The sequence below is a fragment of the Streptococcus bovismuti genome (assembly GCF_042436615.2).
Taxonomy (GTDB): Bacteria; Bacillota; Bacilli; order Lactobacillales; family Streptococcaceae; genus Streptococcus.
Genome location: NZ_JBHMFR020000002.1, coordinates 117,438 through 143,140, shown reverse-complemented (window position 1 = coordinate 143,140; position 25,703 = coordinate 117,438). Strand labels below are relative to the sequence as shown.

23 protein-coding genes and 1 pseudogene are annotated in these 25,703 nt (G+C 41.4%); 14 read left to right on the top strand and 10 right to left on the bottom strand.

The features are described from left to right. Positions 1-6 precede the first annotated feature (6 nt). Together ACERDH_RS03645 and ACERDH_RS03640 are read left to right on the top strand one after the other, a co-directional pair. Positions 7-783 carry a ferredoxin reductase domain-containing protein gene (locus ACERDH_RS03645; RefSeq protein WP_386679799.1) on the top strand — a complete coding sequence of 259 codons (777 nt, stop codon included), beginning with the start codon at positions 7-9 and terminating at the stop codon, positions 781-783. 121 nt (positions 784-904) lie between these two features. Beyond that, entirely contained in the window at positions 905-1,978 is a 1,074-nt protein-coding gene (locus ACERDH_RS03640) for a DUF2974 domain-containing protein (protein ID WP_386679797.1), read from the top strand. An 87-nt stretch (positions 1,979-2,065) separates the two neighbouring features. Here ACERDH_RS03640 and ACERDH_RS03635 read toward each other — a convergent pair whose 3' ends face one another. From ACERDH_RS03635 to ACERDH_RS03625, 3 genes are all read right to left on the bottom strand, one after another. Then, positions 2,066-3,085 (bottom strand): YdcF family protein, encoded by a 1,020-nt coding sequence (locus ACERDH_RS03635; RefSeq protein WP_386679795.1) that lies wholly within the window; start codon positions 3,083-3,085, stop codon positions 2,066-2,068. A gap of 68 nt (positions 3,086-3,153) precedes the next feature. Next, positions 3,154-3,591 (bottom strand): Rrf2 family transcriptional regulator, encoded by a 438-nt coding sequence (locus ACERDH_RS03630; protein ID WP_001166795.1) that lies wholly within the window; start codon positions 3,589-3,591, stop codon positions 3,154-3,156. A gap of 75 nt (positions 3,592-3,666) precedes the next feature. Next, positions 3,667-4,509: a metallophosphoesterase family protein gene (locus tag ACERDH_RS03625; protein ID WP_049516474.1), complete on the bottom strand. Its 843-nt coding sequence runs from the start codon at positions 4,507-4,509 to the stop codon at positions 3,667-3,669. 111 nt (positions 4,510-4,620) lie between these two features. On the opposite strand from ACERDH_RS03625, the gene ACERDH_RS03620 reads away from it, so the two are divergent. The 4 genes from ACERDH_RS03620 to ACERDH_RS03605 all read left to right on the top strand — a co-directional run bounded on the left by ACERDH_RS03620 (position 4,621) and on the right by ACERDH_RS03605 (position 7,074). Further along, positions 4,621-5,271: a metal-dependent transcriptional regulator gene (locus ACERDH_RS03620; protein ID WP_000188514.1), complete on the top strand. Its 651-nt coding sequence runs from the start codon at positions 4,621-4,623 to the stop codon at positions 5,269-5,271. 120 nt (positions 5,272-5,391) lie between these two features. Beyond that, on the top strand, positions 5,392-6,099 hold the full coding sequence (locus ACERDH_RS03615; RefSeq protein WP_000749110.1) for a nicotinamide mononucleotide transporter: 708 nt from the start codon (positions 5,392-5,394) through the stop codon (positions 6,097-6,099). Between the two features lie 129 nt (positions 6,100-6,228). Continuing rightward, entirely contained in the window at positions 6,229-6,642 is a 414-nt protein-coding gene (locus ACERDH_RS03610; RefSeq protein ID WP_049516475.1) for a hypothetical protein, read from the top strand. A gap of 18 nt (positions 6,643-6,660) precedes the next feature. Beyond that, entirely contained in the window at positions 6,661-7,074 is a 414-nt protein-coding gene (locus ACERDH_RS03605; protein ID WP_078238187.1) for a hypothetical protein, read from the top strand. Between the two features lie 38 nt (positions 7,075-7,112). Here the strand turns inward: ACERDH_RS03605 and dtd are convergent, their stop codons facing one another. Next, complete coding sequence (dtd, locus tag ACERDH_RS03600; RefSeq protein ID WP_049516476.1) at positions 7,113-7,556, bottom strand: D-aminoacyl-tRNA deacylase; 444 nt, start codon at positions 7,554-7,556, stop codon at positions 7,113-7,115. 29 nt (positions 7,557-7,585) lie between these two features. Continuing rightward, on the bottom strand, positions 7,586-9,808 hold the full coding sequence (locus ACERDH_RS03595) for a RelA/SpoT family protein (protein ID WP_386679791.1): 2,223 nt from the start codon (positions 9,806-9,808) through the stop codon (positions 7,586-7,588). 322 nt (positions 9,809-10,130) lie between these two features. Between ACERDH_RS03595 and ACERDH_RS03590 the strand changes: the two genes are divergently transcribed. The 4 genes and pseudogenes from ACERDH_RS03590 to ACERDH_RS03575 all read left to right on the top strand — a co-directional run bounded on the left by ACERDH_RS03590 (position 10,131) and on the right by ACERDH_RS03575 (position 13,419). Further along, on the top strand, positions 10,131-11,552 hold the full coding sequence (locus ACERDH_RS03590; protein ID WP_261051746.1) for an N-acetylmuramoyl-L-alanine amidase: 1,422 nt from the start codon (positions 10,131-10,133) through the stop codon (positions 11,550-11,552). 255 nt (positions 11,553-11,807) lie between these two features. Then, positions 11,808-11,933, top strand: a pseudogene (locus tag ACERDH_RS03585) (MBL fold metallo-hydrolase); the annotation flags it as partial. A 469-nt stretch (positions 11,934-12,402) separates the two neighbouring features. Further along, entirely contained in the window at positions 12,403-12,666 is a 264-nt protein-coding gene (locus ACERDH_RS03580; protein WP_153193151.1) for a hypothetical protein, read from the top strand. A 123-nt stretch (positions 12,667-12,789) separates the two neighbouring features. Then, complete coding sequence (locus ACERDH_RS03575) at positions 12,790-13,419, top strand: MBL fold metallo-hydrolase (RefSeq protein ID WP_084950944.1); 630 nt, start codon at positions 12,790-12,792, stop codon at positions 13,417-13,419. A 113-nt stretch (positions 13,420-13,532) separates the two neighbouring features. On the opposite strand, the gene pepO is transcribed toward ACERDH_RS03575, so the two are convergent. After that, positions 13,533-15,425, bottom strand: coding sequence for an endopeptidase PepO (gene pepO, locus ACERDH_RS03570; protein ID WP_386679788.1), 1,893 nt, complete (start codon positions 15,423-15,425; stop codon positions 13,533-13,535). 177 nt (positions 15,426-15,602) lie between these two features. Here pepO and ACERDH_RS03565 point away from each other — a divergent pair, with 177 nt between their 5' ends. The 4 genes from ACERDH_RS03565 to tpx all read left to right on the top strand — a co-directional run bounded on the left by ACERDH_RS03565 (position 15,603) and on the right by tpx (position 18,859). Further along, positions 15,603-16,325 carry a metal ABC transporter ATP-binding protein gene (locus ACERDH_RS03565; protein WP_084954478.1) on the top strand — a complete coding sequence of 241 codons (723 nt, stop codon included), beginning with the start codon at positions 15,603-15,605 and terminating at the stop codon, positions 16,323-16,325. After that, positions 16,322-17,170 carry a metal ABC transporter permease gene (locus ACERDH_RS03560; RefSeq protein ID WP_033682180.1) on the top strand — a complete coding sequence of 283 codons (849 nt, stop codon included), beginning with the start codon at positions 16,322-16,324 and terminating at the stop codon, positions 17,168-17,170. Before ACERDH_RS03565 ends, ACERDH_RS03560 begins: the two co-directional genes overlap by 4 nt. 31 nt (positions 17,171-17,201) lie before the next feature. Then, complete coding sequence (gene psaA / locus ACERDH_RS03555; RefSeq protein WP_314500882.1) at positions 17,202-18,131, top strand: metal ABC transporter substrate-binding lipoprotein/adhesin PsaA; 930 nt, start codon at positions 17,202-17,204, stop codon at positions 18,129-18,131. Between the two features lie 236 nt (positions 18,132-18,367). Further along, positions 18,368-18,859, top strand: a complete 492-nt coding sequence (gene tpx, locus ACERDH_RS03550) for a thiol peroxidase (protein WP_023946176.1) — start codon at positions 18,368-18,370, stop codon at positions 18,857-18,859. 96 nt (positions 18,860-18,955) lie between these two features. Here tpx and ACERDH_RS03545 read toward each other — a convergent pair whose 3' ends face one another. The 4 genes from ACERDH_RS03545 to ACERDH_RS03530 all read right to left on the bottom strand — a co-directional run bounded on the left by ACERDH_RS03545 (position 18,956) and on the right by ACERDH_RS03530 (position 25,654). Beyond that, entirely contained in the window at positions 18,956-21,664 is a 2,709-nt protein-coding gene (locus tag ACERDH_RS03545; RefSeq protein ID WP_386679784.1) for an ABC transporter permease, read from the bottom strand. A 1-nt stretch (position 21,665) separates the two neighbouring features. Next, complete coding sequence (locus ACERDH_RS03540) at positions 21,666-22,367, bottom strand: ABC transporter ATP-binding protein (protein WP_153210415.1); 702 nt, start codon at positions 22,365-22,367, stop codon at positions 21,666-21,668. A 130-nt stretch (positions 22,368-22,497) separates the two neighbouring features. Then, positions 22,498-24,909 (bottom strand): glycoside hydrolase family 95 protein, encoded by a 2,412-nt coding sequence (locus ACERDH_RS03535; protein WP_153210414.1) that lies wholly within the window; start codon positions 24,907-24,909, stop codon positions 22,498-22,500. A gap of 52 nt (positions 24,910-24,961) precedes the next feature. Continuing rightward, positions 24,962-25,654 (bottom strand): phosphoglycerate mutase, encoded by a 693-nt coding sequence (locus tag ACERDH_RS03530; RefSeq protein ID WP_000240129.1) that lies wholly within the window; start codon positions 25,652-25,654, stop codon positions 24,962-24,964. Positions 25,655-25,703 lie beyond the last annotated feature (49 nt).

Below are 25,703 nucleotides of genomic sequence, written 5' to 3'. Positions count from 1 at the left end.
TTAAAAATGAAACGAGGGAAAAAAATGTTCATAATTATTCTAACTACACTTGGAGTGCTTGGCTTTATATCTTGGGGAATCATTACCTATCTTGGACGAAGTCAAACTTTATCGATAAAATCCATTGAAAATCCCAGCGGAGATTTGTATTTAGTTCACATCACAAAACCAAAAAATCAAATATGGAAAGCTGGCTCCTATGCTCAGTTTAAGCTTCCTGACAGCTCGTTTGATCCAGACAAAAGTCCAGTAAAGGAGGAACAGACTAGTCGATGGCTAACCCTTGCTTCCACTCCTGATGAGGATGAAATTCTTATTGTAACCCATAATAGTGGTAGCGTGTTTAAAGAAACCTTAACACATTTACCAGCTGGTAGTAAAATTGAGATGAGTTGGCTGGAGTCATCTTTATCTGTTAAAGACAATGACCAAGCACTGATTTGTTTTGCCTCTGATGTCGGTATTTCTACTCTACGTCCAGTTGTGAAAGAGTGGGCTGGTAAGCGCTCCATCATTCTTAATCATTTAGACAAAGGAGTAAGCATTTTTGATAATGAGTTAAGAGAGCTTAGTCAGAACAATCCGAATCTAACTTATAAAACTAGCGAAACCCTTTCTCAAAGCCAAGCATTTCTAAAAAATGCTGTTGAGAAATACGGCAACCAAGCTATTTATATCTTAACCGGCCAACCTGATGATATAAATAAGATGAAAAATTTCTTAAAAGAGAATGGGATTGACGACAAACAGATGCAAACAAGTATGTTTAGAGGTTTGAAATAAAAGCAAACTGTCTTCTATGTATCTGAATCATATCATTATAGATTGGTATATAAAGACCATACAAACTAACTAGTAAATTCTATGGAATTGTGATAAGATAAATAAAAAGAAAGGAGCTCTTATGGCCAGTATTTTTGATTATCTAAAAGATGTCGCACACGATTCCTTTTATGACCTACCTTTGAATGAATTAGACATTCTAGCCTTAACAGAAATCACCTACCTCTCCTTTGACAATCTGGTCTCCACAACTCCTCAGCGACTTTTAGACCTAGCTCCTCAGGTTCCAAGAGAATCGAACATGTTGACCAGCAAAAATCGCCTCCAGCTATTGGCTGAGCTATCTCAACACAAACGCTTCAAAAATTGCAAACTCTCCCATTTTATCAACGACATCGACCCTGAGCTGCAAAAGCAATTTGCTGCTATGACCTACCGCCTCACTCTCGATACCTATCTGATTGTCTTTCGTGGGACTGATGACAGTATCATTGGCTGGAAGGAAGATTTCCACCTGACTTATATGAAGGAAATTCCTGCTCAAAAGCACGCCCTTTCCTATTTAAAGAACTTTTTTGCCCAACACCCTAAGCAAAAGGTCATTCTGGCCGGGCATTCCAAGGGAGGAAATCTAGCCATCTATGCTGCTAGTCAAATTGAGCAAAACTTGCAAAATCAGATCACAGCAGTTTATACCTTTGATGCGCCTGGTCTCCACAAAGAACTAACACAAAGCGAGGGCTATCAAAGGATAATGGATAGAAGTAAGGTCTTTATCCCACAAGGTTCTATTATCGGTATGATGATGGAAATTCCTAACCGCCAAATCATCGTGCACAGTACTGCCTTAGGTGGTATCGCCCAGCACGATACCTTTAGTTGGCAGATTGAGGACAAGCGCTTCGTCCAACTGGATAAAACCAACAGTGATAGCCAACAAGTTGACACAACCTTCAAGGAGTGGGTGGCGACAGTCCCTGACGAAGAACTTCAGCTCTACTTCGATCTCTTCTTTGGCACCATTCTTGATTCTGGTATTAGCTCCATCAATGACTTGTCTTCCTTAAAGGCTATCGAACACATTCGTCATCTCTTCGTCCAAGCTCAATCTCTCACTCCAGAAGAAAGGGAAACCATGGGACGCCTCACCCAGTTATTGATTGATACCCGTTACCAAGCATGGAAAAATAGATAGTACTCTTGAAAATCAAATGTATACAAAACAAAAGACCTAGAATACATACTTTCATGTGCATTCTAAGTCTTTTTAAATAGAATCTGACTACCAAATAACCCCTTTATAGGCTATCAAAATGAGGACTGATAGCAGGACATAAAAGGCAAGGAAAAGCCATTTCATTTTGACACAGAGCGCTACGTACTCCCGAATAAAAGCAGATGGTATGTAGTAGCCTGCCGTCCTACATCCGAGGCCATCTCCCTTCATATTTAACTTACGCGCATAGGTACTGGTACGAAAAACATGATAGTCATTCGTAACAAAGAGGAATTGAGGTTTTGCTATCAGTTTCTCGCCAAGTTCCTTAGAAAAGAGAAGGTTCTCATAGGTAGTCCTTGATTGATCCTCCAGAATAATCGCATCTTGGGGAACATCTGTCTCTTCAAGCAGATAGTTTGTAATAGCCTGCGCTTCAGAAATCTTCTCATCTCCTCCTTGACCACCGCTGGCAATAATTTTTATGTTAGAATTTTTAGACTTGTAGTAAGCTTCTACTGCCTTATCAATTCTCTTCTTCAGCAAAGGTGTTACCTTTTCTCCGTCTAACAAACCTGCACCATGAATGATAATAAAATCATAATGCTTCTTCTTAGGAATAAAGAGATACAAGATAGAGTACAGCATAAAACCCGTAAAAGCAAAGCCAAAAATAAAGTAAGAATAAGCAATAAATGCAAATAAAATATTTAGAAAGTGATTGGTGTAAAATAATTCATGTCGTCCTCCCAATCGAAATGACATCAAAGCAAAAAATAGCAAAATGACTATTCCAAGGAGCATGGAGAGATAATTAGCCTTTGAACGTCCCTCTCGCTTCAACAAAATGACCCCATTATAGATTAGAAAGATGCCACTTAGAAAAAGCAAAAAAGGAAGTAAAATAAAGGGAAATATAAAAAAAGCGAAATGAATCTTCTCATACCCATTTTGATAAAAAAGGTAGCCTAGATAAAAATAACTGGAAATGAGGGATAATAAGAATAATACTGGATTCCACAAACTTCTATTATCCTTCCAAAATGACACTATAAAGGCCAACACAATTCCTATAACGAGATACATTTCTTCCTCCTTTAATGATTCTATTTTATCACAATTTTACATAGATAAAAAGAGGGCATCTATCCCTCTCAATCCTTCATCTGACTCTCTGCATCTGCCACGACCTGTTCTAGACTGGTCTGACCAAGTTCAGCCTCCATAGCCAGCTGGATTCTCTCCAATTTTTGATCTAAAACATCATGAATATGAGCTCCAACTGGGCAATTTGGATTTGGATTGTCATGGAAACTGAAGAGTTGGCCTGTCTTACCAAGACATTCGACCGCTTGATAAACATCTAAAAGACTAATGTCTTTGAGATCCTTAACAATCTCTGTTCCCCCTGTTCCGCGCGCTACTGAAATCAGTTCAGCCTTCTTCAACTGGGACAAGGTCTTTCTGATAATGACAGGATTGACCCCGACACTAGCAGCCAGAAAATCACTGGTCACCTTGCTTTCCTTCCCCTTGAGGGCAATGATTATCAGCATATGAGTCGCAATGGTAAATCTACTTGGAATTTGCATACTCTTCTCCTTTTTACGAGGCTAGCCTACCTCTACTCTTCTCTTTCTTTTATTATACCCTTTTTGGTTGTAATGTCAATTATTACCACTTTTCAACCAAGCATCTAATTCCCTATCATAGCCCTCTTTCTGGGCCAATTCTCTCAGAAATTCCTGATGATGAGTATGGTGGATCCCATTGACTAGACTTTCATAATAAACCTCAAAATAGGGAAGTTTGAGGTCTTTAGCCAACTGCAATTCAGCTGCCACATCGTAGTCCACCCGTCGGAAGTCCATATCTACCAAGCCCTTGTCATCAAACTCCAAAATCATATACTGGGCCCGCAAGTCCTTCCGCAACTGGGCATCTAGAAAGAAAGGTTGACCAATCGAACCTGGATTGACAATCAATTGCCCACCAGTCCCATAACGAAGCAACTGCTGATGAATATGACCATAAACAGCAATATCACAAGACGGGTTGGTCACCAAGCGGTCAAAATCCTCTTGCGCTCCAGTATGAATCAACTCTCTCCCCCAGTTCTTATCAGGAAGATGGTGGCTAATTCCCACCGTCAAATCCCCAAACTGACGATGAATCTGGAGTGGTTGATTGTGGAGCAGTTCAATTTCTTCTAGGGAAATTTCCTCTAAAACATACTGGCACTGTCGCAAGAGATAGCGTTGACTGGGACGAGTACTATCCAATTCCTTGCGGACACCATGCCAAAGGCTGTCTTCCCAGTTTCCCAAAACTCTAGCCGTAATCGGTAGTTGATCCAACAAGTCCAAAATCCTTCTACGCCCTGTCCCTGGCATGAGAATATCTCCCAGAAGCCAGTATTCATCCACTCCTAGCTGCCGAGCATCTGCCAAAACAGCCTCCAAGGCGGTGGTATTTCCATGAATATCTGAAAGAAGAGCTATTTTCATCATATCCATCTCCTCGTTTTTTCTCTTGCAATAAGTATAACATAAAAAGTCACAGCTAGAGAAATCTAGCTTTTTTTGATATACTAGATATAGATATTAGACAAGAGGAAACGAATGACCCCGAATAAAGAAGATTATCTAAAATGTATTTATGAAATCGGCATAGACCTGCATAAAATTACCAACAAGGAAATTGCGGCTCGCATGCAAGTCTCTCCCCCTGCCGTAACTGAAATGATTAAACGGATGAAGAGCGAAAACCTCATCCTTAAGGACAAGGAATGTGGCTATCTACTGACTGACCTCGGCCTCAAATTGGTCTCTGAGCTCTATCGTAAGCATCGCTTGATTGAAGTTTTTCTAGTCCATCATTTAGACTATACAAGTGACCAGATTCACGAGGAAGCTGAGGTCTTGGAACATACTGTCTCTGACCTGTTCGTGGAAAGACTGGATAAATTGCTAGGATTTCCCAAGACCTGTCCTCATGGAGGAACTATTCCTGTCAAGGGAGAACTCTTAGTTGAAATCAATAACCTGCCACTAGCTGATATCAAGGAAGCTGGCGCCTACCGCCTGACTCGGGTGCACGATAGTTTTGACATTCTCCATTATCTGGATAAGCACTCACTTCGCATCGGTGATCCGCTCCAAGTCAAGCAGTTTGATGGCTTCAGTAACACCTTTACTATCCTTAGTAAAGACGAGGATTTACAAGTGAATATGGACATTGCAAAACAACTCTATGTCGAGAAAATCAACTAATTTCTCAAGTCCCCCAACCAACCCTGAAAGTTTTATTTTCAGGGTTTTATTTCTATCATTTGATTTTGCTTTCATTTAATTGTAGAATATTTGTAAAAAAAAAGAAAGATAGTTTAAACTATGAAAAAATCACTAAAAATTTTTGCTACATCTAAATGGTTTGACCTCTTCGGGGTTGCTTTAGTCGTTGGGATTGCGATTGCATCTGGTTACCTCAACTCCCGCCTCGATAAATTCGTAGACTGGGGACCATGGACAGCTCTTGTACCCTTTGGATTGATTTCCGTAACCAACGTTGGGATTTCCATGTTGTCCACTCGTTTCACGGGGAAATTAAGCAAATGGGGAAATTACTTTGGTATTGTTAATACCATTTTGTCCGGTGCTATTGATTATATCCTTGGAAATAAGGCGGCTATTATCACCTATCCCGTCACCTTCCTCATTTATACCTTTGCTATTAAGAAATGGGAAGCTTCGCAAGAAGGCAGACCCAACCAAATGAGCCAAAAACAGCTAAAATTGGCGGCCATCATCATTTCCATCATCGCCTTCCTCTTTGCCTTTGTGACCAACTATATCGGCTATGGAGGAAAGATGAATCTCCTTGCCTACGTAACAACTATTGCCTTTGCACTGTCCCTCATTGCCAATGCTTTTAACGCATTGAAACTAACAACTCAGTGGGGCTTTTGGTTGATTTACAATTTCGTTCAGCTGACAAAAGCTGGTATTCAAGGAAATTTTGCCAATATCGGAAAATACATCTTTTATATCCTCAATGCAATCGGAGCTTTATTTGTCTGGAATGATGAAGAAGTAAGATAATAGAAGAAAACTTAAATAAAAAAACAAGTCGACTTAAGAGAATCTCCCTTCTGCTATTTTTATCATTTTACTTGTAACTCCCATTCTTTTGGAGTAGAATGAAGTTAGATAAAAGAGGGAGGTCATCTTATGAAAAAACTCTTTAGAATCCATTTTACAGCAATTGCAGTCATCGATTTGCTACTTTTCGCATTTTTTAACAAAAGACCCGAGACATCTTTGGAGTGGCTCTTGCTCTCTGGTTTTATTTTCCTCCTTACTCAAGGACTCCTGTTATTTCGCTTGGTTGTCCGACTCAAACATCAATTCGCTGAGATTTATCCTCAAATCAATAAAAAGATTCGCTTCTACTATTTAGGGGTTCTCTCCATTGATTTTCTATTTTTTGTCCTCTTAGCCTTCATTAGTTCTCAGCGTTTTTACTCTCTTATGCCAATCATCACTGCTTGTCATTCTACTTTATATTATATGACGGCTGACTACCTAAGAGAACACTATCCAGATTTTTACGATAAACACATCTCTTTATGGGAGTGTCTCTAAGGAAAAGGAGGTTTTAGCATGAAAAAAATCATCTCTATCAAAACCATTCAACTCCTTATCATTGATGGAATTATGCTGGCATTTTTGACATTTAAAGAGGGACTTACTTGGGATTGGATTTTGATTTATAGCGGTTGGCTCATTTTCTTTCATCCTGTGCTACTGACCTATCTTTCTAACCAACTTTGTGACCACTTTAGTCACCTCTATTCCCAGATTAGACCAAGATTCTGGCGTTTTACCTTACAAATCCTTCTATGGGATAGCCTGATTATTCTCTCCTTGCTGTTTTTAAGGGGTATCCCACTTTGCCTTCAGGGAACTCTCCTCATCCTAGGACATCTCATTCCTTCCTATCGCATAAGCCAAAGCCTGAAACAAGATTTCCCAAAGGCCTATCAGGAACAGATTTCATTTTCGAGTATTTTGTAATAGATAAGAAAAACCAAGCCAGCTGGGCTTGGTCTTTCTTATCTATTTTTAGTATCAAGGATAATGGTAACTGGCCCATCATTGACCAGCTCAACCTGCATATCCGCTCCAAAGACACCTGTCTGAACGGGCACTTCTTGCGCTAATTTTTGATTGAAAGCATCATAGAAGTCTGATGCCATATCAGGCTTGGCTGCCCCTGTAAAAGCTGGACGATTGCCCTTCTTAGTATCCGCAAAGAGGGTAAACTGAGAAATAGAGAGAATTTCCCCCTCAATATCTTTGACAGACAGGTTCATCTTGCCTTCTGCGTCTGAAAAAATCCGCATATTGACAAGCTTTCTCACAGCATAGTCCAAATCTTCCTCTTGGTCCTCTGGGCCAACACCAACCAGCAATAGGAGCCCCTGATTGATTTTTCCCTGAACCTGACCTTCGATACTCACTTGGGCTTTTTTAACCCGTTGGATAATGATTTTCATAATAGCCTTTCTAGTAAGAGCTAGGACAATTAGCCATTGGTCCGTTTAACAGAGTAAACTTCTGGCACACTCTTAATCTTGTCCACGACCGAAGTCAGTGTCGAGAGGTTGGCAATGCCGAAGGACACATGGATATTGGCAAATTTCATATCCTTAGTTGGTTGAGCATTAACCGTTGAAATATTCTTGGTTGTGTTTGAAAGAACTTGTAGTACATCGTTCAATAATCCTGTACGGTTAAGGCCATAAATATCGATATGGGCCATATACTCCTTATTTGAGCTAGAGTACTGATCTTCCCATTCCACATCAAGGAGACGTTGCTCGTAGTTTTCTTGGGCACGCAGGTTCATACAGTCCACACGGTGAATAGCTACACCACGCCCCTTGGTAATGTAACCAACAATATCGTCACCAGGAACAGGATTACAACACTTAGCAATCCGCACTAGGAGACCTGAGGCACCTTCAATGACCACTCCACCCTCATGCTTAACCTTGAGGGTTTCTTTGTTCTCAACCTTGACCTCGCCACCTTTGACAAGCTCTTCTGCTTCCGCCTTGGCCTTGGCACGTTCTTCCTCACGACGTTCCTTTTCAGTCAGACGGTTAAAGACAGTAATAGCTCCAATTTCTCCAAAACCAATAGCCGCAAAGAGGGATTCTTCTGTCTTGTAGCTGGTCTTTTGTAGAACTTGGTCCATATGACGCTTGTCCATGAATTTATTGGCCACATAGCCATTTTCTTGGAACTGAGCCATCAGCATTTCACGACCCTTATTGACAGACAATTCTTTATCTTGGTTTTTAAAGAACTGACGAATCTTGTTACGCGCCTTGCTGGTCTTGACCATATTGAGCCAATCACGGCTCGGTCCAAAGGAGTTCGGGTTGGTGACAATTTCAACCTGATCCCCTGTCTTGAGCTTGGTTGTCAGTGGAACCATGCGACCATTGACCTTGGCACCAGTTGCTTTTTCACCAACTTTGGTATGAATTTCGTAGGCAAAGTCAATCGGTCCTGAATCTTTGGGAAGTGAACGGACAGCTCCATCTGGGGTAAAGACGTAAATCTCCTCAGCCAGATAGTTTTCCTTAACTGAATCCACAAATTCCTTGGCATCATCAGCCTGATCTTGGAGCTCCATCATCTCCTTGATCCAGTTCATCCCAATAGCTGATTCCTTGCTGTTGACCTGCCCCTTAACACCTTTCTTATATGCCCAGTGAGCCGCAACTCCGTACTCAGCCACCTCATGCATGGCCTTAGTTCGAATCTGGAATTCAATCGGCCCTTTTGGCCCATAGACAGTCGTATGGATAGACTGATAACCATTGGCCTTGCGGTTAGCGATATAGTCTTTAAAGCGACCAGGCATGGGTTTCCAAAGCTCATGCACGTAACCAAGCATGGCATAGACATCACTTTGGGTATCTAAAATACAGCGAATGGCAATCAGGTCATAGATTTCCTCAAACCGTTTTCTCTTATCCTGCATTTTGCGGAAAATCGAGTAAATATGCTTGGGACGACCGTAAATCTTCCCTTTCAAGTGACGATCCGTCGTATAGTCTTCTAGTTTCGTAACTACCTCATCCACCAAGGCTTCACGCTCTCTGCGCTTTTCCTTCATCATATGGGTAATCTTATAAAACTCCGTTGGATTGAGATAACGGAAAGATAGGTCTTCCAGTTCCCATTTGACGCTAGAAATCCCCAAACGATGGGCAAGAGGAGCATATATTTCCATGGTTTCTTTGGAAATACGCTCCTGCTTGTCTTTTCGAAGATGTTTCAGAGTTCGCATATTATGCAAGCGGTCAGACAGTTTGACCAAGATAACACGGATGTCCTCAGACATGGCCATAAGCATCTTGCGATGATTTTCAGCCAACTGCTCCTCGATCGATTTGTACTCGACCTTACCAAGCTTGGTAACCCCGTCAACAATCACCCGCACATCAGGACCAAACTCTCTTTCCAAATCGTCCAAGGTCGCATCAGTATCTTCCACCACATCATGCAAGAAACCACAAGCTACTGTCACAGCATCCAACTTGAGCTTAGCTAAAATACCTGCTACTTGGATAGGGTGAATGATATAAGGTTCACCTGATTTACGATATTGACCACTATGGCATTCAACGGCGTAAACCAAGGCCTTATGGACAAAAGCCACATCTTCTTCCGATAAATATTTCTGTGTTAAAGCGACAACTTCATCGCCTGTTAAATTCACTTCTTTTGGCATCTCTACTCTCCAATTCTTCCTACCATTTTATCACTTTTTTAAGAATATGAAAACTAGAAAAAGAGGATTCCAAAGCTTATTCAAGTTGTTGGGAAGGAGGATAAAAAAGATTCACACTAAAACAATAAAATTATCTGATTTCATCTATCTTTTTTGAAATATAGGCTACGCTAAAAGTTAGTGAAATGAAAATCTTTTCTTCTTAAATAAGAAAAGGTTTGATATTTTGGTAATTTTCTAACTTTTTTAGTGTATAATGGTAATAAGGACAGTTTTTTTACGATAATTACTGAAATTTCATTTCTCTAGAAAGGCAAATAAGATGAAATCACACAAAAGACTGACACTTTTAGCTTTGGCTTTTCTTGGACTAACAAACCAAGTCGTTTTGGCTGACGATACGAGTCATTCCACTACTGCCCCTATGACTAGTTCAACTAGTAGCTCAATAAATACTTCCACTAGTAATTCTCAAGCTAGTACAGAAACTTCGTCGAGCACAGCTAGTTCAAGTGAGCAAGAAAGCAAACCTTCTCTTTCCACAGAAACCAAACCCAATCAACCTATACAAACTGGCTGGGTAAAAGAGGGGAACAAGTGGACTTTTTATAGTCAAACTGGGGTCAAATTTACAGATACCCTCTATGATGGTTATTTCTTTGATAGTCATGGCTACTTGCTTGAAAACAGCTGGTACCAAATGGGAAATAATTGGTACTATATCAATGGTTCAGGTAAATATTTATCCAACCAATGGAGCCAAATCAATGGCAAGTGGTATGCTTTTGATGGCTACGGTAGAATGTTGGCCAATGTCTGGAAAGGCGATTACTACCTCAAATCCAGTGGTGCTATGGCAGATAAGGAATGGGTCTACGACCAAAGCTACTCTAGTTGGTTTTACCTCAAATCTGGCGGACGTTATGCCCAAAAACAATGGATTGGTTCCTACTACCTCAAATCTGGTGGCTACATGGCCCACAAGGAATGGATTTATGACCCAGACTATCAAGCTTGGTACTATCTTAAGGACGATGGTGTGTATGTTACAGGAACCTATGCTGTGGATGGTAAAAATCAGCTCTTCCAAGGGAATGGAAAATGGGTTCGTGAATTAGCACAAGGTTTTCAAAAAGGACATTACTCTAAAACTATCTTTCTCGATCCAGGACACGGTGGTAAGGATCGCGGGGCTTATTACTATGGCATAGCTGAAAAAGAATTGAACCTACAAGTTTATCGTAAGCTACGTAAACGACTAGAAGGACTCGGCTATACCGTTCTCACCTCTCGAGATAGTGATATAGACGTTGATTTTATTACCGAGCGTTCTCGTATGGTCAACAAGACCAATGCTGACTTTTTCATCAGTCTTCATTTCAATGCAAAAGGGAATGATACAACCGTTAACCTAGGTATCCAGACCTATTCTTACAAGGATGAACCTGGTTTCCCTAGCAAGATTAACAAGGATTGGCACAACAATCCTGAACGGATGAGTGAAAGTAATCGTCTCGCAGCCGATATCCATTCTTCACTGCTAGCTGAAACTGGAGCTAGGGATGCTGGGCTCTTGCAAGCAACCTTTGCTGTTCTCCGTGAAACAGCTAAACCAGCTGTTTTGTTGGAGATGGGATATATGGATAATCCGGAAGAAAACCAAAAAATCCGCAGCAGTGACTACCAAGATAAACTAGTTGAAGGGATTGTCAAGGGAATCCAAAAATATTATGCTGGTAATTAAAACAGTTTAAGCCTCGAACTAACTCGAGGCTTATTTTTTATCCAAACCATCTTCTTCTTTCTAGACCTATTTCCTTTTCCAGCTTATTCTCCCCAACTGTGCTATACTTAATTTATACTCAATGAAAATCAAAGAGCAAACTAGGAAACTAGCCGCAGGTTGCTCAAAGCACCGCTTTGAGGTTGTAGATAAAGTTGACGCGGTTTGAAGAGATTTTCGAAGAGTATTAGTACATTCTTTGAGATTGGAGCTAGTATGAAAATCCATAAAACCGTGAATCCTGTTGCCTATGAAAACACCTATTACCTAGAAGGCGAAAAACACCTCATCGTCGTCGATCCTGGTAGCCATTGGGAAGCCATTCTCAAGACCAATAAACCAACATAAAAAGACTTTCAATACCTTTTTCTAGCAAGTAAAAAACCAAGTAATTTTTTTATCCTTGGTTTTTGTATACTGCTATTCAATGATGTCAGAATCTAGCTTAGTTTTAAATTTCATCTAGCACTAGTTGAACGGCTCAAATTCTTTCCAATCAAATTTATCTAAATCAAGTTCATTGGAAGAAATTACTAAGACTTACTCTGGCTTTTTATCCCCAACAATTTCGAAAGTCCCTTCTTTAATCCTTAGAACAGAATAAGAAAAAAATAATTCAGAATTGATTGACAATTCTGAAATGTTTTTTTATAATATGTTATACAGTTAGATTTTCTATTTAGGTGATAGAAGGAGAGACAGAAGAACGGAAACCATATTGTAATCTAAATATAATTTAACTCCCTATGATTATCACTTTTTCATTCAAGTCAATATAATTGAATGACGTTATTTTACAAAGGAGTATCCTATGAAAAAAACTGCTATTTCTATCTTTGCTCTCCTAGTGTTAGGAGTTAGCTGCCTGTTCCTATTCAGCCAGCAAGGCTATAAAAAAACAGTCGTTCAATACTATGCTAACGACCAGAACCTGCCCAATAGGATAACTTATAGTGAATATAGCGATAAACGAGAAGCCAACTACGGTGGCACTCTAAACATCACATCTATCAAACAAGCTAATGACGGAGTTTATGCAACCTATGAAGGGCAATTGACACCTCTCCAATATTGATAAATTGATAACCAGCCTGTCTTCATCTAGTCATGCTGGTTTTTAAGTTCATTCTAAATCCTTACCTATTCTTCCCAACTGTGCTATACTTATCTTATTACATTCTTTGAGATTGGAGCCAATATGAAAATCCATAAAACCGTGAATCCTGTTGCCTATGAAAACACCTATTACCTAGAAGGTGAAAAGCACCTCATCGTGGTCGATCCTGGTAGCCATTGGGAAGCCATTCGTCAGACAATAGAGAACATCAACAAGCCGATCTGCGCTATTCTCTTAACCCATGCCCATTATGACCATATCATGAGTCTGGACCTAGTTCGCGAGACTTTTGGCAATCCTCCTGTTTATATCGCAGAGAGTGAGGCCAGCTGGCTCTACACTCCTGTCGATAATCTCTCTGGACTTCCTCGCCACGATGATATGGCAGATGTGATCGCAAAACCTGCAGAACACACCTTTGTCTTTCATGAGGAATATCAATTAGAGGAATTTCGTTTCACTGTCTTGCCAACACCAGGTCACTCTATCGGTGGTGTTTCTATCGTCTTTCCTGATGCTCACCTAGTCTTAACAGGGGATGCTCTTTTCCGAGAAACAATCGGACGGACCGACCTTCCGACTGGTAGCATGGAGCAACTCCTTCATAGCATCCAGACCCAACTCTTCACCCTACCAAACTACGATGTCTATCCAGGGCATGGTCCAGCTACGACCATCGCTCACGAAAAGACCTTCAATCCTTTTTTCTAGTAATATGATGACAATTAAGTAAACTATCCAGCAAGTCTTTCCATTATAAAAGGCATCCAATCAAGTTTTCAGACCTGATTGGATGCCTTTTTCTGATTACTTGCTTCTTTGCATTACCAAATAATCACGCGCTCTTCTGGTGAACGCCACATACCGTCTCCTTCTTTGACATCGTAGGTTGTAAAGAAATCATCAAAGTTTGGTACTTGTACATTGACACGGAGTTTGGCTGGTGCGTGCACATCGACGCTAGCCAAGAGTTTCATAAATTCTGGACGACCTTTCATGCGCCAGATGCGACCGAAGTTGTAGAAGAATTCTTCTGCTGAGAAGTCCGGTTCTCTCTTAGCTGCTTCAAGCGCTGCAGCGATTCCTCCCAAGTCAGCCACGTTTTCTGACACAGTCAATTTACCATTAATGGTTGCTCCATAAGAATCTTGTCCATCAAACTGGTCAATAACTTTTTGTGTTTTCTCCTTGAAGGCAGCATAGTCACTCTCTGTCCACCAATCCTTGAGACTACCATTTTCATCAAAGGAAGCTCCGTTGGTATCAAAGGCGTGGGAAATTTCATGGGCAATAACTGCCCCAATACCACCGTAGTTAGCAGAAGATGACTGATGCAAGTCATAGAAAGGCGCTTGTAAAATAGCCGCTGGGAAGACAATCAGGTTCTTCTGTGGATTGTAGTAGGCGTTGACCATATGAGCAGGCATGCCCCATTCCTTGTAATCTACAGGCTGGTTCCACTTGCTCCAACTGTGCTTGATTTCAACACGCGCAAAGGCTAGAGCATTGTCAAAAAGACTAGCAGTCTCATCCACTACCTTGTCCTTGTAGCGTTCTGGTAATTCTTCTGGGTAACCGATATAAGGCTTAATGACATTGAGTTTGACGATGGCCTTGTCACGAGTTTCAGGAGTCAACCAGTCATTTTTAGCCAAGCGTTCCTTATAGACATCAATCATGGTTGCCACTTTTTTCTCTACGTCTGCCTTAGCCTCTGGAGAGAATTTTTCATGTGCATACCAAAGACCCAAGGCTTGTTTGAAAGGCCCTTGTGCTAGCTGGTAGGCTGCCTTGACCTTGTCTTTAGCTTCTGGAACTCCTGAAAGCGCACGGCTATAGGCACCTGACAAGACACGGATTTCTTCTGTTAAATAGCTGGTTGAAAGATTAACCACACTCAAAATCAAGGTTGCCTTGAGGAGAGGCCAGGCCTCTTCACTATAGAATTGGTCTGCTGCTTGCCAGAAACGTTCCTCGTCTACGATAACCTTGTCTGGCACTTGTCCAAGAACGGCTTTGAAGAAGTCATCCAAAGGTAGGGCAGGCGCAAATTTCTTGAAATCTTCGTAATCATATGGATGGTAAAGTTTAGCATACTCTGAACTTTCTTCATTAGAAAGCACCACTGCTGCAATTCGGCGATCCAATTCAAGTCTTTTCTCTAACAAGTCTTCAATTTCTACATCAGAGAAATCATAAGCCTTGAGGAGATTTGCGCTGCTTTCTTTCCAAAGAGTCAAGAGCTCTTCGCGCTGAGGATGGTCTTCTGCATAGTAGGTCGTATCTGGCAAGATTGTGCTTGGAGCACTGGCCCATAGAACATTGATTCTGGCATCCATAAAGTCTGGCGAAACACCAAAAGGAAGGAAGTTAGGTTTGCCAGCAAGTTCAAACTCTGCTAGTTTGGCAGTGAAATCAGTAAAAGTCTCCAATTCTTGGAACTCTTTAAGAAGTGGTAAGACAGGTTTGATACCGTCAGCTTCTCTCTTGTCAAAATCACGAACTAGGCGGTGGTATTTGACAAAGTTTGCCAAGATAGCATCCTCAGGCACCTCTTCACCTGCCAACCACTTGTCTGTTGTCGCCAACATCAAGTCTTCAATTTCCTGGTCTAAATCCACAAAACCTCCAGTTTGAGACTTATCTGCTGGGATTTCAGCAGTCTTCTGCCATTCCCCATTGATTGCATCATAAAAATCATCTTGATAACGTGTCATCTTGTTCTCGCTTTCATTTGTACTTGTTTTTAGCTTAACAAAAATTACCTGGGAATGCAATTAAAAATGAACTTTCCTTTTCCATCATTTTTCAGTTATTATTTTAATTTTTTCAAAAATTAACTTGACTTAATTTTTTTTTTAATGTATATTAAGAGACAGGAGGAATACAAGTTTATGATACGTATCGAAAACCTCAGTGTCTCCTACAAAGAAACATTGGCACTTAAGGATATTTCACTAGTGCTCCAAGGACCAACAATTACCGGTATCATTGGTCCAAACGGTGCTGGAAAATCAACATTATTAAAAGGTATGCTGGGAATTATCCCACATCAAGGTCAGGCATTTCTCGATGACAAGGAAGTTAAAAAATCCTTACACCGAATTGCCTATGTCGAACAAAAAATCAATATCGACTACAACTTTCCCATCAAGGTCAAGGAATGCGTCTCGCTAGGACTCTTTCCTTCTATCCCTCTCTTTCGCAGTTTAAACGCTAAACATTGGAAGAAAGTTCAAGACGCCCTTGAAATCGTCGGCCTAGCTGACTACGCTGAACGTCAAATCAGTCAACTATCTGGTGGTCAATTCCAGCGGGTCTTGATTGCCAGATGTTTGGTGCAGGAAGCCGACTATATTCTCTTGGATGAACCCTTTGTTGGGATTGACTCTGTCAGTGAGGAAATCATCATGAATACGCTGAGAGATTTGAAAAAAGCTGGTAAGACGGTTCTCATCGTCCACCACGACCTCAGCAAGGTTCCCCACTACTTCGATCAAGTCTTGCTTGTCAATCGAGAAGTGATTGCCTTTGGTCCAACCAAAGAAACCTTTACCGAAGCCAATCTCAAAGAAGCTTACGGTAATCGACTCTTTTTCAATGGAGGTGACCTATGATTGCAGAATTTATCGATGGATTACAAAAATTCCATTTCTTACAAAATGCCTTGATAACAGCTATTGTCGTCGGGGTCGTAGCTGGAGCTGTGGGATGTTTCATCATTCTACGCGGGATGTCACTCATGGGAGATGCTATTTCACATGCTGTCTTACCAGGTGTTGCCCTCTCCTTCATCTTGGGCGTTGACTTCTTTATCGGAGCCATTGTCTTTGGATTGCTAGCTGCCATCATCATTACCTACATCAAGGGAAACTCGATTATCAAAAGCGATACCGCCATCGGCATTACCTTTTCTTCTTTCTTAGCCCTCGGTATCATCTTGATTAGTGTCGCTAAAAGTTCAACTGACCTTTTCCATATCCTTTTTGGTAATATCCTAGCCGTCCAAGATACGGATATGTTTATTACTATGGGTGTTGGGGCAGTCATTCTCTTGTTAATCTGGATTTTCTTCAAGCAACTCTTGATAACTTCCTTTGATGAACTCTTGGCTAAAGCCATGGGAATGCCTGTCAATTTCTATCACTACCTTCTCATGGTACTCCTGACTCTAGTGTCTGTGACAGCCATGCAAAGTGTCGGAACTATCCTGATTGTAGCCATGCTGATTACCCCAGCTGCAACTGCTTATCTATATGCTAATAGCCTGAAAAGTATGATTTTCCTTTCCTCAACCTTTGGAGCTACTGCTTCAGTTTTGGGACTCTTTATCGGTTATAGCTTTAACGTTGCGGCAGGTTCTAGTATCGTGCTTACAGCCGCTAGTTTCTTTCTCATTAGCTTCTTTATCGCTCCTAAACAACGATATTTGAAACTGAAAAATAAACATTTGTTAAAATAAGGGGTAAAGCCCCAATAAATTGGAGGATCTAATGAAAAAATTAGGTACATTGTTGGTTCTTTTTCTTTCCGCCATTGTTCTCGTAGCATGTGCTAGTGGAAAAAAAGATGCAGCTTCTGGTCAAAAACTAAAAGTTGTTGCTACAAACTCAATCATCGCTGATATTACTAAAAATATTGCTGGTGACAAGATTGATCTTCACAGTATCGTTCCTGTTGGTCAAGACCCACACGAATACGAACCACTTCCTGAAGACGTTAAGAAAACTTCTGAGGCTGACCTCATTTTCTATAACGGTATCAACCTTGAAACAGGTGGCAATGCTTGGTTTACAAAATTGGTAGAAAATGCCAAGAAAACTGAAAACAAAGACTACTTTGCAGTCAGCGAAGGCGTTGATGTTATCTACCTTGAAGGTCAAAACGAAAAAGGCAAAGAAGACCCACACGCTTGGCTTAACCTTGAAAACGGTATGATCTTTGCTAAAAATATCGCAAAACAATTGAGCGCTAAAGACCCTAGCAACAAGGAATTCTACGAAAAAAATCTCAAAGAATATACTGATAAGCTAGACAAACTTGACAAGGAAGCTAAAGAGAAATTTAACAACATTCCTGCTGAGAAAAAACTCATCGTAACCAGCGAAGGATGCTTCAAATACTTCTCTAAAGCCTACGGTGTCCCAAGTGCCTATATTTGGGAAATCAATACTGAAGAAGAAGGAACTCCTGACCAAATCAAGACCTTGGTTGAAAAACTTCGCCAAACAAAAACTCCTTCCCTCTTTGTAGAATCAAGTGTGGATGACCGTCCAATGAAGACTGTTTCACAAGACACAAACATCCCAATCTACGCACAAATCTTTACTGACTCTATCGCAGAACAAGGTAAAGAAGGCGACAGCTACTACAACATGATGAAATACAACCTTGACAAGATTGCTGAAGGATTGGCAAAATAATACTCTTCGAAAATCTCTTCAAACCACGTCAGCTTTATCTGCAACCTCAAAGCGGTGCTTTGAGCAACCTGCGGCTAGCTTCCTAGTTTGCTCTTTGATTTTCATTGAGTATAAGCCTCTGAAAAACGTCATTCTCACATGAGCTGGCGTTTTTTCTATGCCCATATTTCCGGTCAAATCATTGGAAAATTTCGACTGTTTCAGCTAAAATGGAAGAAAAAAGATTGGAGTATCCTATGGTAACTTTTCTCGGAAATCCTGTGAGCTTTACAGGTAAACAACTACAAGTCGGCGACAAGGCGCTCGATTTTTCTCTCACTACAACAGACCTTTCTAAAAAATCTCTGGCTGATTTTGATGGCAAGAAAAAAGTCTTGAGTGTCGTGCCTTCTATCGATACAGGTATCTGCTCAACTCAAACGCGTCGCTTTAATGAAGAACTGGCTGGACTGGACAATACAGTTGTCTTGACTGTTTCAATGGACCTCCCTTTTGCCCAAAAACGTTGGTGCGGTGCTGAAGGTATTGAAAATGCCATCATGCTCTCAGACTATTTCGACCATTCCTTTGGACGTGATTATGCCCTCTTAATCAATGAGTGGCACCTATTGGCACGCGCAGTCTTTGTCCTCGATACTGACAATACGATTCGCTACGTTGAATACGTGGACAATATCAACTCTGAACCAAACTTCGAAGCCGCAATTGCAGCTACTAAAGCCCTATAGAAAAAATCCTCTGTCACAAAGAGTTCTCTACTCTTTGAAACGGAGGATTTTTTGTTTACGAGTAAATATAAGTTCAATCAGATAAAAGCAACTACCTTACTCTACAGATTTCAAGGCTTCAAGCATATCAACCTTTCTCAGATGATGATTGACGAAGAAACCAAGCAAGGTCAAAATGATGCTTACTGCTGCCACTGGGATTACATAGACTTCCCAGCCTACCTGCGGATAAAAGAGAATAGTAGCTGGCGAAATCATTTGAATCAAAAATTGATGTAAATAGAAACCAGATACCAAACCAAGTACGATTCCCACAAGGGACAGCACAATCGTCTCACGGTAAATGTAGAGAGTGACTTCATTATTATGAAAACCGAGAACCTTGATAGTGGAGAGTTCACGGATTCTCTCAGCTACGTTAATGTTGGTTAGATTGTAAAGGATAACGATAGCCAACAGAACCGATACGATGACCAAGATGGTCATAGTCTGATTGAGTGAGCTAGCGACGGAGTCAAAGAGTCGAATGGCTGAAGCATTTTGGACAACGCTGGACACCGCAGCTTGATTCATAAGTAAGCCGGCCTGCCTTTCGATACTAGTTGCACTGGTATCCCTTAGCGAAACCAGATAAGTGTTGGCTTGGGGTAGCTGGCCGTAAATTTGCTCATAGCTAGCCTGACTCATATAAATAAAGTGACCAACGTAGTTCTCAGTAATAGCAGCAACCGTTAATTCCTTACCTTCAATTTCTAGAGTTTGTCCAACCTTGACACCTGCCAGCTGGGCAAGTTTAGCTGTAATAACGATGCCATCGTTTAATGTCAGCTCCTGCTGGTGATGTTGAAGATAGATAAAGGGTGTCAAATCTTCCTTATCTGTCACCATAAGGGTAATGGTTTGAAGACCAGCCTTACCTTTGAAATCCTTGTCTAGCGTTTTAGAATAGATTTTCTGGTAGGCTTGGATATCCTGCCCTTTCAACACTTCTTCTAGCTCTGTCTTGTCCTGATTGGTCGCACTAGGATTTTCAGATACAATCATCTGATACTGTTGAATTTGTTGAAACTGTCTAGACGGAACTCCTGCTACAGAGGATTGGATTCCCAAACCTGCAAAGAGCAGGGCTACAGAACCTGCCACACCAAAGATTGTCATCAACATCCGCTGCTTATAACGGAAGATATTTCGAGCTGTTACTTTATGAGTAAAACTGAGACGACGCCAGATAAAACCGATGCGCTCTAGTAAGATTTTAGCTCCTTTGACAGGTGGTTTAGGCAGTAAAAGCTGGGCTGCTTCGTCATGAAGTTCCCTCCGAGCCACCAGATAGGCTGGTAACACACTCGCCAACCAACTCAAAGCAAGAGCAAATAAACTATAGGTCCAATAGAACTGAATCTGGGTTTCTCCCACCACCATGCCTTTTGTAATGACACTTGAAATCACACCGGCTAGTAAATAATGTCCAAGTATGCTACCTAGAGCTGTTCCTACAGTCCCAGCTACTAGACCATAGAGGAGAAATTTGGCAATAATATCCTTGCTACGATAGCCCAAGGCCTTAAAAATCCCTGCATGAGTTCGCTCTTCATCCACAAAACGAGTCATGGTTGTAAAGGTCACCATGGCTGCTACGGCATAAAGCACCACAGGAAAGATATTGCCCACTGCTCGAATACTGGCTGAAGCATTGCTATACATGAGATAGCCTTGACCGCCAGGCATGGTCTGACGATTATATACTTGATACTTGGGCTCAGCTAAATCATCCAAGACTTGCTGATGTTTTTCTAGTTTTTCCTTTTCTTGGGCTAGATTTTGTTCAGCCTGCTTTAGTTTGTCCTCTTCATTGCTCAATTCCTGCTTGGCTTGGTTCAGTTGAGCACTGGCTTGATCTCTCTGAGCTTGAGGAAGCAAGGCTAGTTGACTTTCCTGAGCCTGTAAACGAGCTTGAGCAGCTGCTAAACGACGCTTGCCTTCCTGCAGATTAGTCTCAGCTTTATCAAGGGTTTCTTGGCCTTTGTCTAGAGACTCTTGTCCTTCTTTTTTCAAGAGTTGCAGACGTGCTTTGCCATTATCTGACAGAACTTGTTCTAGGTCTTCCTGATGTTGCTTAGATTTTTCTTCATAAGCTTCTGAGAAAGCATTTAAGCCTGCTAAATCTTGATATTTCAAACGAGCTATATTGTAGACTTTCTGATCAAACTGACTAGGTAAAATCACCCCATAGGCTGTCAGAGTCCCACTTCCACTTCCTGCGTAGCCCATGTCTCGCTGAGAGAGGATTTCAGCTGAATCCACAAAACCAGTAATGGTATAGGTATGGTCTTTTAAAGAGGAATGACTGCCTTCTTTTTCTTTAAAGTTAATCTCCTGTCCCACACTGTATTGACCTTGCAAATGACTGGCCAAAGCAATTTCCTGGTCTGACTGAGGAAGTCGTCCCTCTCTTAGCTGAAAGGTTGAAATTCGCTCTGTTTTGGAGTACAGCCGAATGGCATTCTGTCCATTATCCATAGTCACATCTGTCAAATAGCCAAACTCAACCTCTGCGCCCTCTATCTGTTCTAGTTCTTCTTGATCTGCTTGATCCAAACCATAGTTTGACATAACTGCCAAATCCAAGGTTTGCACAGTTGTTAAATAAGCATTAGCAGTTGCCTCCATGTTGGGACTGGTTACTTTGAGGCCTACTAGGGCTAGAGATCCCAACATCATCAGGGTCAAGATGGATAAAAAACGCCCCTTGGAGCCTGTAAAGGACTGAATTAAGTCCTTCCAATAGGTTTTTCGCTTGATCATGCTAGTACTCCAAACTGTCGATATCCTGAGGATGCTGGTTGATCACCACATCCTTGACACTGGCATCGTGCATATGAATCACGCGATCCGCAATGGGCGCCAAAGCTCCATTGTGAGTCACGATAATCACCGTCGCTTCCTTTTCACGAGACATATCTTGGAGAATCTTCAAGACTTGCTTACCTGTCTGATAATCCAAGGCACCTGTCGGTTCGTCACAAAGGAGAATTTTAGGATTTTTGGCTAGCGCGCGTGCAATGGAGACTCGCTGTTGCTCCCCTCCAGAAAGCTGGGCTGGAAAGTTATTGAGACGATGAGCCAGACCTACATCTGTCAAGACCTGTTCAGAATTCAAGGCATCTGTCACGATTTCTGAAGCCAACTCCACATTTTCCTTAGCGGTTAGATTGGAAACTAGATTATAAAACTGAAAAACAAAACCGACATCATTTCTACGATAATTGGTTCTCTGATGGGAATTGTAGTCTGCAATATTGGCACCATCAATCCAGATTTCCCCTTCATCATTGGTATCCATTCCCCCAAGAAGGTTAAGAACCGTTGACTTGCCTGCACCAGATGCACCTAGAATAATAACCAATTCCCCCTTTTCGATCTCAAAATTCACATCACGATTGGCCACAATCTCCGTGTCCCCAACCTGATAACGCTTGTAACAGTGTTTCATCTCAATATAAGCCATCAGTGCCACCCTCTCTTAAACAAATTACTTCCTACTACCATTATAACGCTTTTTCAACTGGTTGGAAACTGCTTACATTCTCAAATCCTTCAAAAAAGGCAGTTTCAAATCACTGCCTTCTATTATCTTATTAAAAATAAAATTGAACAAGATCACCTTCTGCTGTTGCCACCGAAATACAATCTTTCCCCATGTATTTCACTTTTGCTTTTTCTTGATTCATTTCAATCACACTCTTCTCAATACCTGGATAAGAGACTCGCAAATCTCCCCCGCTTCTTGATAAAATGGTCATCTGTAAGAGCTTTTTATCCTCCCACCGCATACTAACTTCAAAATGTCCATGTGACATTAAACCTGAAACAGAACCTCTTGACCAAGCATCGGGTAGGGCAGCTAGGGGCACCAGATAAGCTGTATGAGACTGAAGCAACATTTCCGCCATACCACTCGTAGCACCAAAATTACCATCTATCTGAAAAGGAGGGTGGCTACACCAAAGATTTGGCAAGGTGGATGTCTTTAACTGCTCTGCTAATAATTTATGGGCTCGATTGCCATCTCCTAGACGCGCCCAGAGATTGATCTTATTAGCCTTGGACCAGCCTGTGCCCCCATCTCCACGATCATTGAGGCTAGCACGCGCCGCATCAAGATACTCTTGCCCCATATAGCTAAAGAGATTGCTAGGATAGAGTCCCACCAAATGGGAAGTGTGCCGATGCTGGGCCTCCACTTTCTCATTTTGAAAATGCTGCTCTTCCTCTTCATACCACTCCCTGATTCGACCAGATTGAGTGATTTGAAGAGGATTAAGCAGATCAAACTTCTCCTTAACCTCAGTCAACAAGGCCTCATCCAGCCCCAATTCCTGAGCAGCCTGAATAAAATCATGAAATAACTGCCAAATCAGAGATTGGTCATAGGTATTGCCAATCGAAATCGGACCATGTTCTGGTGAGTAAGATGGAGAAGATACCCAACGTTGCGCCTGCTGATCCTCATGTAAAAAATCATTCCAAAAACGAACGGTTTCCCTCAACATGGGATAAATTTTCTCCCTGAGATAGTCTTGATCCCTATAAAATGAATAGGCTTCATAAACAGTTTGCATCATCCACGCATTGGCAGCTGGTGACCACCCCCAGTAATAATCCCAACCAGGTGCCGTCCAGCCAAAAGGAGTCGCTTGAGTATGAACCAGCCAACCATTCTCCTCACCTTTCTGAGAGACGATTCCTGCATACCTTGCAGCCGCTAGACGACCATAGACACGCAAATCATCTATATAGTTGATGACTGGAAAAGCCGTCTCTAGAAGATTAGTAACATAGGCTGGCCAATAATTCATCTGCAGATTGATATTCAGGTGATAGTCCGAATTCCAAGGAGGATTATCGACCGCATTCCAGACCCCTTGCAAGTTAGCTGGTAGAGCATCTGGACAATCTCTGGAAGAACTAATCAATAAATACCGTCCATACTGGAAGAACAACTCCTCCAAAACCTGCCCCTCTTGTGGCTTATAATTTTTTAGCAAATCATCTGTAGTGGGTGCATCAATCTCACCTCCCAAATCCAATTGAACACGTTGGAATAAGACTTGGTAGTCCTCAATATGCCTTGATTTCAATCGGGTATAGCCCTTTTCTTTAGCTATTTCCACCAAGTCTTTTACCTGTTGCTCTAAATCTAGTTTCTTGCGATAATTGCTAGCAGGATTTTGAGCAAAATCTGTCTTAGCTGCCAAGAAGAGATTGGCATAACTAGCTCCTGATATCTGAACCTTATCTGACCTGACTCTAATGTCTCCATCCGTTTGCCAAGCGAGATAACTAGCAAACTGCAGATCATTATCCTTAACCCGTCCCTTCATCAAGATATGAGAATCAGTGATATCCAGCTGGCATTCCTTGTAATCAGATTTTTTCTGCTCATACTTTCCATCAGAAGCCAAATCATTTGTCAAGGTCAGTTCTATAGTAAAATCTAGAGTTTCCGCCCCTTCCTTAGTAAAATGCTGAACCAAGAGATCATCTGGAAAACTCGCAAAGGCTTCTCGTTTAAACATAGTCCCTTTATGTACATAAGAAGTCGTCGCAAGCGCCTTACTGATATTCAGCTGTCTCTGGTAATCCGTCACCTGAGACAAAGTCTTACCTTGCCGGCTGAACTCAATGAAAATATCTCCAAAGGACAGATAGGTCCCATATTGACTCGTTTGGGGCCCAACTAGGTGCTGCTCAGCCAGTTCCTTAGCAGTATTGTAATCTCTCTTTTCCAAAGCCTGCCGAATCTCAGCTAAAAAACCATACTGATCCTGAAGATTTCCACCCTGATAATCTGAACTATCAGGAAGTGGACCACCAGACCAGAGACTTTTTTCATTGAATTGAATCCGCTCAGCCCCTATAAGCCCAAATACTTTTGCCCCTAAAGAACCATTGCCTATCGGTAAGGCCTCTTCTTCCCAGCCCTTATATGTTGTTGACGCTGGTTGCTTGTAGGCCAGTACATAATCTTGTTTTTTATTCCTCATCATACTACCATACTAACATAAAAAGCCTAGAAATCAATTCTAGACTTACAATTTTTTATTTTCCAAGGTAGTATTCAGAAACTACGTTCAATTTTTCGTCAAATTCGAATACCAATGGTGGGAAGTTAGGGATTTCCACGTCCATGATTTCGTCATCTGACAAACCTTTGATGTGTTTTACAAGGGCACGGATTGAGTTGCCGTGAGCTCCTACGAATACGTTTTTACCATCTTTAAGAGCTGGAGCGATTTTATCTTCCCAGAATGGAAGGGCACGTTCCAAAGTCACTTTCAAGTTTTCAGCATCTGGAATAACTGAATCGTCAAGTGAAGCGTACCGACGGTCAGTGTGAGCTGAGTGCTCATCATCACGATCCATGTTTGGAGGCAATACATCGTATGAACGACGCCAGATGTGAACTTGCTCATCACCAAATTGTTCAGCAGCTTCAGCTTTGTTTTTACCAGTCAAACCACCGTAGTGACGTTCGTTCAAGCGCCATGATTTTTCAACTGGAACCCACAATTGGTCAGAAGCTTCAAGAGCCAAGTTAGTTGTTTTAATCGCACGTTTCAATACTGAAGTGTAAGCTTGGTCAAATTCGATACCAGCTTCTTTGATCAATTTACCAGCGTCAATCGCTTGTTGTGTACCTTTTTCAGACAAATCAACATCAGCCCAACCAGTGAAAAGGTTAGCTTTGTTCCATTCAGACTCACCGTGGCGAGCAAAAACCAATTTTACCATTAGATGGATTCTCCTTTAAATTTTCCGAGGTTTCCCCTCGTTTATCTAT

What these genes read in the sequence shown, in the direction of transcription:
- ACERDH_RS03645 (WP_386679799.1), top strand. Translation starts at nt 7, where the DNA reads ATGAAACGAGGGAAAAAAATGTTCATAATTATTCTAACTACACTTGGA.
- ACERDH_RS03640 (WP_386679797.1), top strand. Translation starts at nt 905, where the DNA reads ATGGCCAGTATTTTTGATTATCTAAAAGATGTCGCACACGATTCCTTT.
- ACERDH_RS03635 (WP_386679795.1), bottom strand. Translation starts at nt 3,085, where the DNA reads ATGTATCTCGTTATAGGAATTGTGTTGGCCTTTATAGTGTCATTTTGG.
- ACERDH_RS03630 (WP_001166795.1), bottom strand. Translation starts at nt 3,591, where the DNA reads ATGCAAATTCCAAGTAGATTTACCATTGCGACTCATATGCTGATAATC.
- ACERDH_RS03625 (WP_049516474.1), bottom strand. Translation starts at nt 4,509, where the DNA reads ATGATGAAAATAGCTCTTCTTTCAGATATTCATGGAAATACCACCGCC.
- ACERDH_RS03620 (WP_000188514.1), top strand. Translation starts at nt 4,621, where the DNA reads ATGACCCCGAATAAAGAAGATTATCTAAAATGTATTTATGAAATCGGC.
- ACERDH_RS03615 (WP_000749110.1), top strand. Translation starts at nt 5,392, where the DNA reads ATGAAAAAATCACTAAAAATTTTTGCTACATCTAAATGGTTTGACCTC.
- ACERDH_RS03610 (WP_049516475.1), top strand. Translation starts at nt 6,229, where the DNA reads ATGAAAAAACTCTTTAGAATCCATTTTACAGCAATTGCAGTCATCGAT.
- ACERDH_RS03605 (WP_078238187.1), top strand. Translation starts at nt 6,661, where the DNA reads ATGAAAAAAATCATCTCTATCAAAACCATTCAACTCCTTATCATTGAT.
- dtd (WP_049516476.1), bottom strand. Translation starts at nt 7,556, where the DNA reads ATGAAAATCATTATCCAACGGGTTAAAAAAGCCCAAGTGAGTATCGAA.
- ACERDH_RS03595 (WP_386679791.1), bottom strand. Translation starts at nt 9,808, where the DNA reads ATGCCAAAAGAAGTGAATTTAACAGGCGATGAAGTTGTCGCTTTAACA.
- ACERDH_RS03590 (WP_261051746.1), top strand. Translation starts at nt 10,131, where the DNA reads ATGAAATCACACAAAAGACTGACACTTTTAGCTTTGGCTTTTCTTGGA.
- ACERDH_RS03580 (WP_153193151.1), top strand. Translation starts at nt 12,403, where the DNA reads ATGAAAAAAACTGCTATTTCTATCTTTGCTCTCCTAGTGTTAGGAGTT.
- ACERDH_RS03575 (WP_084950944.1), top strand. Translation starts at nt 12,790, where the DNA reads ATGAAAATCCATAAAACCGTGAATCCTGTTGCCTATGAAAACACCTAT.
- pepO (WP_386679788.1), bottom strand. Translation starts at nt 15,425, where the DNA reads ATGACACGTTATCAAGATGATTTTTATGATGCAATCAATGGGGAATGG.
- ACERDH_RS03565 (WP_084954478.1), top strand. Translation starts at nt 15,603, where the DNA reads ATGATACGTATCGAAAACCTCAGTGTCTCCTACAAAGAAACATTGGCA.
- ACERDH_RS03560 (WP_033682180.1), top strand. Translation starts at nt 16,322, where the DNA reads ATGATTGCAGAATTTATCGATGGATTACAAAAATTCCATTTCTTACAA.
- psaA (WP_314500882.1), top strand. Translation starts at nt 17,202, where the DNA reads ATGAAAAAATTAGGTACATTGTTGGTTCTTTTTCTTTCCGCCATTGTT.
- tpx (WP_023946176.1), top strand. Translation starts at nt 18,368, where the DNA reads ATGGTAACTTTTCTCGGAAATCCTGTGAGCTTTACAGGTAAACAACTA.
- ACERDH_RS03545 (WP_386679784.1), bottom strand. Translation starts at nt 21,664, where the DNA reads ATGATCAAGCGAAAAACCTATTGGAAGGACTTAATTCAGTCCTTTACA.
- ACERDH_RS03540 (WP_153210415.1), bottom strand. Translation starts at nt 22,367, where the DNA reads ATGGCTTATATTGAGATGAAACACTGTTACAAGCGTTATCAGGTTGGG.
- ACERDH_RS03535 (WP_153210414.1), bottom strand. Translation starts at nt 24,909, where the DNA reads ATGATGAGGAATAAAAAACAAGATTATGTACTGGCCTACAAGCAACCA.
- ACERDH_RS03530 (WP_000240129.1), bottom strand. Translation starts at nt 25,654, where the DNA reads ATGGTAAAATTGGTTTTTGCTCGCCACGGTGAGTCTGAATGGAACAAA.